This window comes from Synechococcus sp. MIT2312 (assembly GCF_059772315.1).
On the sequence record NZ_CM186281.1, the window covers coordinates 973,604 to 988,669 of the forward strand.

Consider the following 15,066-nt stretch of genomic DNA (forward strand, 5'->3'; position numbering starts at 1 on the left):
GATCAGAGACCTGGGGTCAACACCGAGGCTTTCTCGATGATGTCGTTCTGACGGATGGCATCCACGACATCAAGACCTTCGGTCACACGACCGAACACCGCGTAGCGACCATCCAGCTCTGGAAGGGGTTTGAGTGCGATGTAGAACTGGGCACTGGCTGAATCCGGGGCCTGGGAGCGAGCCATTGCCAGGGCGCCGCGTTGATGACTGAGTTTGAGCTGCAGAAGCTCAGTGGGGTTACTAACGACGCGGCCGTAGCGGGGCTGGTCTTCGCCGTCAAAGGACAGTTCAAGAGGCACAAAGCGGGCCTGGCCAGTGGTTGGATCCACGAAGCTGCCAGTTCCGTACTGGGACTTTGGAGTCGCGGGATCACTGGAGGACGGATCGCCGCCCTGCACCACAAATGGAACAGGGTCACGCACCACCCGATGAAAAACGGTGCCGTTGTAGGCACCCCTTTGCACCAGATCCAGGAAATTTCCAGCCGTCGCAGGAGCGGCATCGCCATCGAGCTCCAGGGTGATCGAGCCCTTGCTGGTGGTGAGCTCAACGCTGGCCTTGCCCTGAAGACAAGGACTGCTGGCTTGCTCGCAACCAACCGGTATTGAGGCCGTTGTGCTGGACGCACAGCTCACCAGCAGAGGCAGACACAAGGCAAGTGCCAGCAGCGTCTTGAGAGATTGACGAATCATGATCATTCAGAGCCCTTCCAAATTCACATTCAAGAAGCGTGCAAGTTCAGCGCCGTCCTGCTCGAGTTGAGCCAGAGGAAGTGGCTCGCCCACTCGGGTGAGGGGCATGTCGCGTCGACCCTGAACGCGCAACGACACACGGCGTCGAGTGTTGAAGCCGTCTCGGACCTCGACCTTGACAGCCTTGATGTCTTTGATCGGTATCTCAACACTGATGGGCTTGCGAAAACCTCGGCGGGAAATGGTCACGACTCCTGAGGATTTATCGAAACGATTCATGCCGGCACCCACGTCAATGGCGATCACCGTCCATAAATAAGTGGCCAGAAGGGCTGCAGCGATGCTGTACAGCCCCATCACCAGGCCCTGGGGAACGAACACGAGTCCTGCAGGGTGACCGAGAGGAAGCAGATCACGCCCTAAATAACTGGAGAGCGAGGCGAACAGAAAGCCGACACCACCAGTGGTGACCATGGCGGCAACCAAGACATTGGACAGCCGCCGTGAACCGACGACAGGTTGTTCAAGCAGATCAGCGGCCATCACAGCCCGGAAGCAGCGCCCATTGTGACCGCTGAAGCGGCATCGATGCCGACGTTCGGCAGCTCTGCCACAAAGGCTGAAACCAAAGCGAAAGAAACCCCGAAGAAATGTTCCGATACAAGGGGTTTCAGGTGCAGGGATTCGCCCCCGCAACCCTCTCTGAAATTGTTAAGGTCGCCGGGTATCCCACAGCCTGCGGCTATCCGCACCCGTTCTCACTCATGACGATCGCTGTAGGACGCGCGCCACAGCGGGGATGGTTTGACGTCCTCGATGACTGGCTCAAGCGCGACCGCTTCGTTTTTGTCGGCTGGTCCGGCATTCTTCTCTTCCCAACGGCCTATCTGGCCATCGGTGGCTGGCTCACAGGCACCACCTTTGTCACCTCCTGGTACACCCACGGCATCGCCTCGTCGTACCTGGAAGGTTGCAACTTCCTGACCGCTGCTGTGTCCACCCCCGCTGATGCGATGGGTCACAGCCTTCTGTTGCTCTGGGGCCCTGAAGCCCAGGGTGACTTCGTTCGCTGGTGTCAGCTCGGCGGCCTCTGGGCCTTCGTTGCACTGCACGGTGCTTTCGCACTGATCGGCTTCATGTTGCGTCAGTTCGAGATTGCCCGTCTGGTCGGCATCCGTCCTTACAACGCCATCGCCTTCTCCGGTCCGATTGCGGTGTTCGTCAGTGTCTTCCTGATGTACCCCCTCGGCCAGAGCAGCTGGTTCTTCGCGCCCTCCTTCGGTGTGGCAGCGATCTTCCGCTTCCTCCTCTTCCTGCAGGGTTTCCACAACTGGACCCTCAACCCCTTCCACATGATGGGCGTCGCCGGCATTCTCGGCGGTGCACTGCTTTGCGCCATTCACGGTGCAACGGTGGAAAACACCTTGTTTGAGGATGGTGAGCAGGCCAACACCTTCAAGGCGTTCGAGCCCACCCAGGAAGAAGAGACCTATTCGATGGTCACCGCCAACCGCTTCTGGAGTCAGATCTTCGGTATCGCCTTCTCCAACAAGCGCTGGCTGCACTTCTTCATGCTGTTCGTGCCTGTGATGGGTCTGTGGACCAGCTCCATCGGCATCATCGGCCTGGCCCTCAACCTGCGCGCCTATGACTTCGTGTCACAGGAAATCCGCGCTGCAGAAGATCCCGAATTCGAGACCTTCTACACCAAAAACATCCTTCTGAATGAAGGTCTGCGTGCCTGGATGGCACCGGCTGACCAGCCGCACGAAAACTTCGTCTTCCCTGAAGAGGTTCTGCCCCGTGGAAACGCCCTTTAATTCCGGTCTTATCGCCACTGGCGGTAAAGACCTCGACTCCACCGGCTATGCCTGGTGGGCCGGCAATGCCCGTCTGATCAACCTTTCAGGCCGTCTGCTGGGTGCCCACGTGGCCCACGCAGGTCTGATGGTGTTCTGGGCCGGCGCCATGATGCTGTTCGAGGTGAGCCATTTCACCTTCGACAAGCCCATGTACGAACAGGGTCTGATCCTGTTCCCCCACGTCGCCACACTCGGTTACGGCGTGGGTCCCGGTGGCGAAGTCACCGACCTGTTCCCTTTCTTTGTCGTCGGTGTTCTGCACCTGATCAGTTCCGCTGTGCTTGGTCTCGGCGGTCTGTATCACGCTCTTCGCGGACCTGAAATCCTGGAGAACTACTCCACGTTCTTCTCCCAGGACTGGCGCGACAAGAATCAGATGACCAACATCATTGGTTACCACCTGATCCTTCTCGGCGTCGGCTGTTTGCTCCTGGTCTTCAAGGCCATGTTCTTTGGCGGCGTCTATGACACCTGGGCTCCGGGCGGCGGCGATGTCCGTCTGATCACCAACCCGACTCTCGATCCGGGTGTGATTTTCGGCTACCTGTTCCGCGCTCCCTTCGGTGGGGAAGGCTGGATCATCGGTGTGAACTCCATGGAGGACATCATCGGTGGCCACATCTGGCTGGGTCTCACGTTGATTTCAGGTGGTATCTGGCATGTCACCACCAAGCCTTTCGGCTGGGTGCGTCGCGCCTTCATCTGGAATGGTGAGGCATATCTGAGCTACAGCCTTGGTGCTCTGAGCTTCATGAGCTTCATCGCCTCGGCCTACATCTGGTTCAACAACACCGCTTATCCCTCTGAGTTCTACGGCCCCACCAACGCCGAATCTTCACAGGCTCAGAGTTTCACCTTCCTGGTGAGAGACCAGCGTCTCGGCGCCAACATCGGCTCCGCCATGGGCCCAACAGGCCTCGGTAAGTACCTGATGCGTTCACCCACCGGCGAAATCATCTTCGGTGGTGAAACGATGCGTTTCTGGGATTTCCGCGGTCCCTGGCTTGAACCCCTGCGTGGACCTAACGGCCTGAGTCTCGACAAGCTTCAGAACGACATCCAGCCCTGGCAGGTTCGTCGTGCTGCCGAGTACATGACTCACGCCCCCAACGCATCCCTGAATTCCGTTGGCGGCATTATCACCGAACCCAACTCGGTGAACTTCGTGAACATCCGCCAGTGGCTTGCAGCGACTCAGTTCGTTCTCGCCTTCTTCTTCCTGGTGGGTCACCTCTGGCATGCAGGACGCGCGCGTGCTGCTGCTGCAGGTTTCGAGAAGGGTATCGACCGTTCGGCAGAGCCTTCATTGGCTATGCCAGACCTCGACTGATCACCACGATCAGACCCAATCGAGATCACATCTTTCGATCGTCATCCAGCCCCACTTCACAGTGGGGCTTTTTTAATGGAAGCAGTAGGAACAACGCTTCCATGAACAGCTGAGAAAATAGCGGCTGAAAACAGCGGCTAAAGAATTCCAAGCTTGGAATCAGCCATAACAATCAATAGAGGCAAGCCAATCAGCTACTGCCGAGAATCCATCCAATCGCGATCAATCAGATCATCAGATCAAACCAATCAACGAACAAGTGACGATGATTGCTGACCAACTTCAGAATCCATACGTTTGATAAGCCGATCAATCATGATGCGTTGATCATCAAGGCGCGACTTCATCTCGGAGAGCATCAACAAAAGACGACGCTCGCTTTCTTTCTTCTCTTCAAGAAGGGTTTCAAGGGTTGCAATGCGTCGATCAGCATCTCCGACTTCTGTTGAAGTTAAACGCTTGATCTCCGCTTCAAGTTCTACAAGCCGATCGCGAAGCACCTCAATTTCAGACGACTCTTGGGTTCGAAGGGCAGCAACAACAGGTGGCTCAACCTGATCAGAAGAACGATCCAACACTGGAATATCGACACCAGCACCAAGGACTTCTTTGGCCGAGACTGTCATGCCATTCATACCTGGAATGCTCGACAACTGATCCGTCTGGGCCTTGGGAGGTCTGCCACCAAAGCCAAAAGAAAATCCAATCCTCCCCATCAATGGACCGCCAAGCGTATTAGTTGGCGTCGATGCCAAACCAGCGTTGAGGAAGAAACGTTCTTGCATTTTCACTGCGCAACCAAATGCACCAGCAAACTGATTGCCGTAGACACCTGTGCCGATTCCGCAGCGGAGATTTTCCTCGGGAAGGAGTGTGGTCTGAGGGATAGCACCCAATGACGCACTTAAGGCACCAACAGCACTCACCGTGTCCAGAAGCTCGTCGACACTGAACGTTGAAGTTCCCAGATTGCCTTTGACATCTGAAGTGACAAAACGCTTTTCACCTATTTCTTGATATTTGTCGTTAACAAAGCCCGAACGAGGATTCGCCAAACCAGGCAAATAATATGGAGACTTTTTCGTTCCTAAAGAAATCTGATGGTCTTTCGTTGTAACAGCATCATCACCTAATGCTGTCGCAGCATAGTGACGTGCATAAGCCCCACTTCCTATGGCAGCAGAGCGTTCTGCCGCTGCATTGGAAGAAGGTCCAAGCGCAATTGAATTCGAAGCTATCGCACTCGAGTTGAAACCAAGTGCAGTGGCATAAGAACTTTGAGCTCGGGAAAGCTCACCAATAGCAACAACACTGGTGCCGTTGGCAAAAGCATTGGTTCCTATGGCAACAACATTTGTGTTGTAACCCAGAGCTCGAGCCCCAGTACCAATCGCGATCACATTGCGTCCTTCGGCAACTGCATTAACGCCCTGGGCCATTGCGTTAAAACCGATAGCCCTGGCATTGGCTCCAGAAGCCTGAGTATTGGTTCCATTCGCTAGGGCAGAGACACCTTGTGCGAACGAATTAACCCCTAAAGCTTTGGCTCCCGGTCCTGATGCTGAAGTATTAACGCCACTGGCAGAAGACGATGTTCCCTCCGCTCGCACATTGGTGCCACTCGCTATGGCTCCAACACCAACGGCAAAGGAATTAGCCCCTGAAGCAGTGGCACCCGTTCCTGATGCGGAAGTATTCACACCAGTGGCCGAAGACGATGTACCCTCAGCGCGCACATTGGTCCCGCTGGCTGTAGCTCCAACACCAGCAGCGAATGCATTCACACCTGAAGCGCTGGAGCCGGTTCCTGATGCGGAGGTATTGAAACCACTAGCGAAAGATGATGTTCCCTCCGCACGCACATTGGTACCACTGGCAACAGCACCAACACCTTTTGCAACTGCATTAACGCCTGATGCATTAGCGCCAGTTCCCGATGCCGAAGTGTTCACTCCACAGGCAACAGCAGATGTTCCCTCCGCGCGCACATTGGTTCCATTCGCAACAGCGTTAACACCTTTTGCAAATGAATTGACGCCTAAAGATCTTGCACCTGTTCCTGAGGCAGTGACGTTATAACCATTGGCCCTGGCGCCAGTTCCAAAAGCTCGAGCATTCGGTCCGTTGGCGTTGGCTGATGTTCCAAATGCGGATGAATTCGCACCATTGGTCAGAGACTCAACTCCAACAGCGACTGAGTTAATAGATTGGGTGAAATTTGTAGTCCCGTAAGTACGAGAATTTTCGCCAATTGCTATCGAGCGAGTACCACCAGTTTGGCTCCGCGTACCAACGGCATAAGAATTAGGAGCGAGAGCGTTGGAATGGCTACCAAAGGCATATGCATTGGCCTGCATAGCCAAGGAGCAGGTACCAAATGCAGAAGCGTTGGAGGCAAAAACAGTGGCTCCATCACCAGTTTCGAGTGAATCATTGGCACTTGGTGCATCATAAGCAGCATCACCAATAGCAAATGCGCCATCACCCTCAGCTACAGCACCAACACCGATTGCGAATGCATCATTGCCCGTTGCACGTGCATTGGGACCGATCGCAAAGGAATTAATCCCACTCGCAAAGGCGTTAGGGCCAACTGCAAAAGCGTTGACCTGCTGTGCATTGGAATAGGTGCCAAACGCGAAACCATTGGTATGTGTGGCATTGGCATTGACGCCAATTGCATAAGCATCAACAGCAGTTGCACGAGCATCAACACCCATCGCAAAGCTGTTATCGCTGTTCGCGCATGAGAATTGACCGAAGGCCATCGAGTTGCGGCCAATCGCCTGAGAGCAGACCATCATCGCTGCTGCATTCTCACCAGAGGCGAAGGCTTTATATCCAATAGCCAGACTTCGGGAACCAGTGGCCTCAGAATTCGAGCCTATAGCAATGGTGAAGGTGTCATTCGCTAAAGCCCGATCACCAATAGCGATGCCTTGATTGGCATCAGCATTGGCGTAATAGCCGAGAGCAATGGTTTGATTGGCCGTTGCACTGGCAAAGCGACCAACAGCAGTCGCACTGTTCTGATTCGCGAAACTATTGAAACCGATAGCAATTGCGGAATCGGCCTGTGCATTCGAATTAGCACCAAAGGCAATCGTTTCAGCCGCATTAGCATTAGCGTTATGACCAAACGCAATGGCATCATTACCATTCGCAACTGCATTGGTGCCGAAAGCGGAGGTGTTTTTGCCTAAGGATTGACTCGCAACTCCGAAAGCAATCGATCCATCTTCAAACGCATAGGCTTTCGTTCCAAGCGCCATTGAATTGATGCCCTGAGCAATACTGTCGACACCTCCTGCAAAAGCGTTGGTCGCCTTTGCTTTGGCATCGCTTCCCAGAGCCAAACTGTTGACCCCGCTCGCATTGGCTAATGGTCCAAAAGCCAGTGCATTGATTGCAGAAGCAGTGGCAGAAACACCGACTGCATAAGCATCAGCAGCGGAAGCCACAGCGTTTCTGCCCAGTGCTGTCGAATTCGTTCCGCTGGCGTTTGCATAGTGACCAGCTGCATAAGAACTATCGGCACTTGCAAGAGCTTCAGTGCCAAGAGCCATCGAATTGGAACCAGAAGCGAAGGCTGCAGAACCTGCTGAATAGGCAGACAGGTTACTAGCGGCAGCATTAGAACCCAGTGCCATTGATGAAATGCCAGATGCATTGGCGAAAGATCCAGCTGCATAGGCTCCCTCTTTCGAGGCAGAAGCATTTGTCCCCAAAGCCAATGCTCGAAGGCCGGAGGCATTGGATAGTCGTCCTGCAGCATACGAATCAATTCCAATCGCGATGGCACCACTTCCCAGTGCCATCGAATTCAGGGCAAGTGCTGATGCATCAAAACCACCTGCAAACGAATCCTTTGAATTGGCGAGTGTGGATGTTCCAATGGCAATGGCATTCACACCAGATGCAACGGACTGAGTACCAAGCGCTGTTGCATTGTTTTCAGACGCCGTGGATTGCTCGCCAAGCGCCATTGATCCATTGGCTGTTGCTTTCGCTTTGGCACCTGCTGCAAAAGCATCATCCTGCGTTGCTTCTGATTTTTCACCCAGAGACAAAGCATTTTCGCCAAGTGCGCGAGACGATGCGCCCATCGCGGTGGAGTTAACACCGGTGGCCATGGAACGAGCGCCGTAGGCCAACGCACCGAGCTCAGTTGCTTCAGCAAGAACACCCGCTGCGATGGAATCGATGCCGGTGGCATTCGCTTGAGTACCAGTTGCCATGGCATTTTCTGCATTGGCGAAAGAACTGGTGCCATAGGCGATGCTATTGATCCCAAGTGCAGAGGCGAAGGAACCAGCTGCAAAGGCATTGGTAGTACTGGCATTGGAATTAACACCAAACGCAGTTGAATTGGCTCCCGCAGCCGCAGATTCAAGACCCAAAGCCATGGAGTCCAAACCCGTTGCTTGAGAACGCAAACCAGCGGCAAAAGCAGCATTGGTACTGGCGACGGAATCCGTACCAAGTGCCATGGTGTTGTTCGCGATCGCCGAAGCATTGGTGCCAATGGCCAGAGAATTGTTCTGAGAAGCATTGGCAGAGGCTCCAAACGCCATCGACTTCTCGGCCAATGCTGTTGAGTTCATACCAATTGCAACAGCGACGTTGCCGGAAGCCTCGGCAAACAATCCAACCGCGATTGAATTTTCACCGGTTGCTTTAGCGCTACGACCAATCGCCGTAGCATTCACTTCGTTTGCTGAGGCATTGACACCAAAAGCCATGGTGTCGGTAGACGTTGCCTGCGCGTTCGCACCAAACGACAACGCGCCAACACCTGATGACGTTGCATTGGTGCCGATCGCAACAGTATTGGTTTTAGAGGCAACTGAAACCACACCTAAAGCCGTGGAATTCGTGCCTGAGGCATTCGACTCAACACCCACTGCAGTGGAATTAGACCCTGAAGCAGTTGAGTCAACACCCAAGGCCATGGCATTCGCTCCAGTGGCATTCGAGTTCGATGCAATGGCAACAGCATTGGTGCCATCGGCATAGGCCTTAACTCCAAATGCCTGAGCATTGGCCTTCAAAGCACTTGAAAACACACCAATGGCAATGGAATTGGGTCCATCAGCAGTTGAATTAGAAGCGATGGCCAATGCATTCGTCTGATTAGCCAGAGAATTGGTGCCAAAAGCCAAAGCACTCTCAGAACGAGCATTCGCGAAAACGCCAAGGGCTACAGAGTTATTACCAGCAGCTGTGGCATTCGATGAAATAGCCGTGGCATTCACACCACTCGCCAAGGTGTTGGTGCCCAAGGCCATTGATTTTTCGCCTTGGGCATTGGACTGAACACCCAGAGCGACGCTGTCCAAACCATTGGCCAGCGCAGCAACAGCAATCGCTGTCGAGTTCACACCGGTGGCGCTGGCAGTCTTGCCCAACGCCATTGAGTTGGCACCACTGGCCGAGGCGTTAACAGCAATCGCTGTTGAGTTTGTACCAATGGACTGGGCATTGGTCCCTAATGCCAGAGAACTTTCTTCCTTCGCGAAAGATTGAACACCAATCGCAAGTGAAGATTCACCATTGGCATTTGCACTCGCACCGATAGCACCTGCATTGACACCACAAGCAACGGTGTTGGGGCCAATCACAAAAGAGTTGGTCTGGTCTGCAAAGGATTGAGCACCAATCGCGGTGGAATTCGTGCCAGAAGCACGTGAATTAGCACCAAAGGCCATGGAATTAGTGCCATTGGCTGTTGCATTGGTACCAATTGCTGAAGCATTGGTGTTGCTTGCACAAGCACTAAAACCAAGAGCAATCGAATCAACACCCGTTGAGCAGGCGGATGTTCCTATCGCCATGGAATTATTTTCGACAGCACAAGCCTTAACGCCCACTGCCATGGCATCCACACCTTGTGTGTTGGCCAAATAACCAATCGCTCCAGCACCTACGCCGTTGGCAATGGCACCTGCACCCAACACAAAGGAGTTGGCACATGTGGCAGAGGTCCCAGCTCCAATTGCAATGGCATTGGTGCCATTGGAACTGGAATTGAAACCGATCGCCGTTGAATTGGTTGCGAACGCACAGGATCCTGCACCAATGGCCACTGATCCAGAGTCATTGGTGGCTGCGCCAGCACCGAGCGCAATGGAATCCACTCCATTGGCATTCGATCCACTACCCACAGCGGTGGAGTTGACAACAGCGGATTTAGCTGAGGATCCTACCGAGATGGAATTAGTACCGGAGGAAACCGATCCACTACCTAAGGCAAGAGCATTGATTGCCGAGGCATTGGCATCCACGCCGATCGCAGTGGAATTTGCGGCGGAGGAGATGGAGCCAGTACCGACAGCCAAGGAATTCGTATCCGAAGCACTGGAACGAACACCGAGGGCGGTGGCATTGACACCAGCAGAATTAGATCCACTACCTAAAGCAAGAGCATTGATTGCGGAGGCATTGGCATCCACACCGATCGCAGTGGAATTTGCAGCGGAGGAGATGGAGCCAGTACCGACAGCTAAGGAATTCGTATCCGAAGCACTGGAACGAACACCGAGGGCGGTGGCATTGACACCAGCAGAATTAGATCCACTACCGATGGCTAAAGAATTAACTTCACTGGCAGCGGCATTGGTTCCCAATGCCATCGCATTATTTGCTGCAGCTTCAGCATTACTGCCGAGAGCCACTGCATCATTACCTGTCGCTTTTGAGCCAGCTCCGATAGCAGTCGCTCTGTTCTGGTTAGCAACAGCAGCTGAACCGAAAGCAAGCGCATCCGCGCCAGATGCTTCTGAACCAGCACCTAAAGCCACTGCATTCACACCTGTTGCTCTAGATCCCGCACCAATCGCAACGGAATTGGTTTGGGTTGCAGCTGATCCAGCACCGAATGCAAGAGAATTATTTCCCGATGCTTCTGCACCAGCCCCTGAAGCCACCGCATTCACACCTGTTGCTTTAGACCCTGCACCAATCGCAACGGCATTAGCATTATTGGCCTTAGAACCTGTACCTATAGCGATTGAATTAGTGACAGAAGCATTAGCGCCAACGCCAGTTGCTATTGCGTTTTCTCCAGTAGACGAAGATCCCGCGCCAGTTGCAATCGAGCCGGTGCTCGAGGAAATAGCAGTGAAACCAAGAGCCAATGAATTAGTTCCTGTAGCACCTGCAAAACTGCCCAAGGCAGTAGCACCCTTATCCCCATGTGCAACAGCATTCCTTCCTACGGCTGTTGAATCATTAGACTTAGAATAAGATCCATACCCAATAGCAGTGGCACCGTTAGCGTCAGCCGAAACGGTTGAATTCGCTCCAACGGCAACTGAATTTATTGCAGTGACATTCGCGCCAAAACCGACGGCTGTTGAACTCGATTCATTAACATAAGCAGAGGCTCCAATTGCAGTGGTATAGGCTTCCGTGGCATAAGATTCATATCCGATCGCGGTAGCACCAGATGAATTAGCTGCGCCATCGGCCTTAGCAGACTTACCAATTGCGGTGTCGGCGTTATATGCAGATTGAGTCGCACCTAAATCGCCAACTCCATAGCCCTGGTCGGAAGGTCCGCAATTATAAATATCAAGAGATTCTTTCTCATTAAGGCTTTGATCCCAATAGTCAAGGTCATTATCGATATGTAAATTGACATCTTCCGCGTTGATACCAGTAAATTCAATTTCTCCAGCAGCAAAAAGGTTTGCATTACCATCTGCGGTTCCTCCACCTCCACAAATCCCTCCACAATCAACAGTGCCATCAACGAGAAGTGCAGTTATTTCGCCAGAAAATTCCTCAACATCAGCACTTTCAATCGAAAGCAAGAACGCATCACCAATGACCGTAATATCTCCACCGGTAATAGAGAGGGCTTCATCACCACCAGAGGTATTGGCGCCTTTACTCGTAATGCAAGTTCCAGCCAGACCATTAGATAGATAGCCAGCTGCGGCACTGCCTACAGATTGAGCTTGACCAGCACCAGCCAAAAACTGACTTGCAGCACCTAACGAAGAAACAAACGAAGGGTAAACAGAAGAGGTGGAAACAGAAGACGAGGAAGACAACGAGCCATTTGAGTCCATATAACTTGAACTCGAAGATGACGCATTAGGAGCGTTAACACCATTCGAGTAGTACCATGATTGGTTCGAAGTATTTGCGCTATGCGCATTTCCGGTGCCCTCATGACTCCAAGTACTATTGGGAATTGGGGTGCAAGAATTAGAGGTGAAATTTGGAGCATTCCATGAAACTTGATTGCAATTTGCAGCTGCTATGGTCGTCTTATTCTGAACGCTGACCGCATAATCACCCTGCAAATACCAAACAGCATTAGAAGTAGAGCTAGTAGTGTTCGGGGAACTATATAATTTTCCATTTGGAGCAACAACAGAAGAAGAGGCGTAAAAGTCTGAAGGAGCCGCTGTCCAGTTTTGGCTACTAAGATCAGTATAGTTACTATAGTTAGTTTGCTGAGTGTAACTAATTAATGTATTGCTTAAAATACCTATCGTGATCGTATCTCCAGTGAGATTATATTCATTTGATTTAATATAACTTGCCGCAGCAGATGGACTGCTTGAGTTTGCATCTGGAACAGCCATGTATGACTTCGTGTTACTTCCAGCTACTTTGTAAGACCAAACATAACCAGACACATTGGAATTAGAAGTTGTCGCTGTTGGCGCTGAAACTGAACCGTTAGTGCCAAGCCCAGGCATGTAATAGGCGCTATCGCTTGTTCCAAGAGTGAATTGATTGGGGAGTGTTGCTGATGAGCCAGCTCCCAACGCAGTGCTATTCACTCCCGTCGCCTGTGCACCAACTCCCAATGCCGTTGAATTACTGGCTATCGCACAAGAGCTTGAGCCAACACTCAGAGCATTGCTGGCTGCTGAATTGGATCCAGGCCCAAGGGAAACGCCATTAGCGCCCGAGGCTTTTGAGCCTGAACCCAGTGAAGTCGCACCAACCGCTGAACTTACAGCTGATGTGCCAAGTGCGACTGAGTTGGTTTGATTGGAAATCGAAGCAGCGCCCAGTGCCATGGAATTGGTACCTGATGCACTGGCATTGGCGCCACCCGCAAATGCGTTAGATCCAGAAGCCTTGGTTCCAACACCGAGAGCCGTTGAATTGGTGCCATTAGCGGAGGAGTCGACACCGATCGCTGCAGCGTTCAAATCCGCCGCAGTTGCATTCGTGCCAATGGCAACAGAGTTATTACTACTTGCAGTCGAATCGCTACCAAAAGCAGCGCTATTCGCAGCCGTTGCTTGCGAACCAGCACCCACGGCCGTGGAGTTGGCTTTGCTGGCTGCAGAACTGGCGCCAATCGCCGTTGCATTCGCTCCACCGGCAACAGCTGTTGTTCCCAGTGCTGCCGCATTGGCTTGATTGGCATTGGCGCTCGTGCCAATCGCCGTCGCATTAATGCCGGAAGCATTGGCATTGGTTCCTACCGCCGTTGCATTCGCTCCACCGGCAACAGCTGTTGTTCCCAGTGCTGCCGCATTGGCTTGATTGGCATTGGCGCTCGTGCCAATCGCCGTCGCATTAATGCCGGAAGCATTGGCATTGGTTCCTACCGCCGTTGCATTCGCTCCACCGGCAACAGCTGTTGTTCCCAGTGCTGCCGCATTGGCTTGATTGGCATTGGCGCTCGTGCCAATCGCCGTCGCATTAATGCCGGAAGCATTGGCATTGGTTCCTACCGCCGTTGCATTCGCTCCACCGGCAACAGCTGTTGTTCCCAGTGCTGCCGCATTGGCTTGATTGGCATTGGCGCTCGTGCCAATCGCCGTCGCATTAATGCCGGAAGCATTGGCATTGGTTCCTACCGCCGTTGCATTCGCTCCACCGGCAACAGCTGTTGTTCCCAGTGCTGCCGCATTGGCTTGATTGGCATTGGCGCTTGTGCCAATCGCCGTCGCATTAATGCCGGAAGCATTGGCATTGGTTCCTACCGCCGTTGCATTCGCTCCACCGGCAACAGCTGTTGTTCCCAGTGCTGCCGCATTGGCTTGATTGGCATTGGCGCTTGTGCCAATCGCCGTCGCATTAATGCCGGAAGCATTGGCATTGGTTCCTACCGCCGTTGCATTCGCTTGATCTGAAGCAGAGCTTGTACCAATCGCTAATGCATTGGCATTCGATGCTGTTGCTGCCTTACCGATCGCTGTCGCCGAAGCAGCTGTTGCATTGCTTCCATTACCGATGGAGACCGAACTGTCCTGAGAGGCATTGCTCGAGAGACCCACTGCAGTCGCTGAATTCCCAGCGGCAGCGGCAGATTCACCGATAGCAACAGAATCAACTCCCGATGAGGTTGCGCCGTTGGGCGCGCTGAAACTTTCGGCGTGAAGAGCAACCTGCCCAAAAACCCATAAACCACCCTGTAGGACGGTTAAACCCAGTTTTAGAGATCGGGCTTTCACGGATGTCTACATTTCAAAAAACCTTAGAGATTTCTGAGAATCCGACATGAATTGTCAGGCTTTACAACCAATCTCAGGTAAGACTCAAAGAGTCTCCAAGATTAAAGGCAACAACGATCATCAAATCTTTTGAATGATTGCTTTCGACGTAATGTTCTAGCCATGCAGAAAAAATGATCATTCCTGCTACTTGAGTATTGATCGGAATGCCTACAGAACCTGGCTGTGTCTCAGGGAGGAACCGGCGGCCTGGCCCTGGATTTTTCAAATCAAGTCGATCAGATGTTTCATCAAACTTGCTTAAAAAGCCAATCCACTAAGAGAGCTAGGGCTATGAAGATGAAATACTTTATAACCAAGGGGCTCAAGAATCGTCGGCCAACTATCAAACTTACGTTGAGACGAATCCCAACCTAATTGACTACAGGCAACGGACAGATTTCTCTAGATGTCCATTTCAAAACACTGAATTCATTGCCAAGGTGAATATGCTCCAGATGCCATCCATAACGCAAAGTTTGCCGCTGATCGGACATCTGTGATTGAGCTTTAAGACCTAAAGCGACACTCTTCATCTATTCGATCTGGCTGAGACAATCTTGCGATGCCGAGAAAATCCATAACGCCGCAGAGAAGATTCCTACAGTCTTTGCCTCAGCAATAGGACCAGGCTGACCACCTTACCGATCCGCAAGCACAGGCTTCAAACCTCCACCACCGGGTTCAAACTTCGACGATGTCCAAACGAATCA

Annotated in this window: 5 protein-coding genes; 2 read left to right on the forward strand and 3 right to left on the reverse strand. The window is 52.6% G+C overall.

What is annotated here, in order from left to right:
* Positions 1-2: 2 nt before the first annotated feature.
* Both AC6EI9_RS05830 and AC6EI9_RS05835 read right to left on the reverse strand, forming a co-directional pair.
* A complete protein-coding gene (locus tag AC6EI9_RS05830; protein ID WP_498469558.1) occupies positions 3-692 on the reverse strand; it encodes a peptidylprolyl isomerase in 690 nt (229 codons plus the stop codon).
* 6 nt (positions 693-698) lie between these two features.
* Positions 699-1,235, reverse strand: a complete 537-nt coding sequence (locus tag AC6EI9_RS05835; RefSeq protein ID WP_498469559.1) for a photosystem I assembly protein Ycf4 — start codon at positions 1,233-1,235, stop codon at positions 699-701.
* A 221-nt stretch (positions 1,236-1,456) separates the two neighbouring features.
* On the opposite strand from AC6EI9_RS05835, the gene psbD reads away from it, so the two are divergent.
* The gene (gene psbD, locus AC6EI9_RS05840) at positions 1,457-2,512 is read left to right on the forward strand and encodes a photosystem II D2 protein (photosystem q(a) protein) (protein ID WP_006041823.1); all 1,056 of its coding nucleotides are present in this window, start codon (positions 1,457-1,459) and stop codon (positions 2,510-2,512) included.
* Positions 2,496-3,884: a photosystem II reaction center protein CP43 gene (gene psbC, locus AC6EI9_RS05845; RefSeq protein WP_498469560.1), complete on the forward strand. Its 1,389-nt coding sequence runs from the start codon at positions 2,496-2,498 to the stop codon at positions 3,882-3,884. Before psbD ends, psbC begins: the two co-directional genes overlap by 17 nt.
* A 248-nt stretch (positions 3,885-4,132) precedes the next feature.
* Here the strand turns inward: psbC and AC6EI9_RS05850 are convergent, their stop codons facing one another.
* Positions 4,133-14,314 carry a YadA-like family protein gene (locus AC6EI9_RS05850; protein ID WP_498469561.1) on the reverse strand — a complete coding sequence of 3,394 codons (10,182 nt, stop codon included), beginning with the start codon at positions 14,312-14,314 and terminating at the stop codon, positions 4,133-4,135.
* Positions 14,315-15,066: the final 752 nt, after the last annotated feature.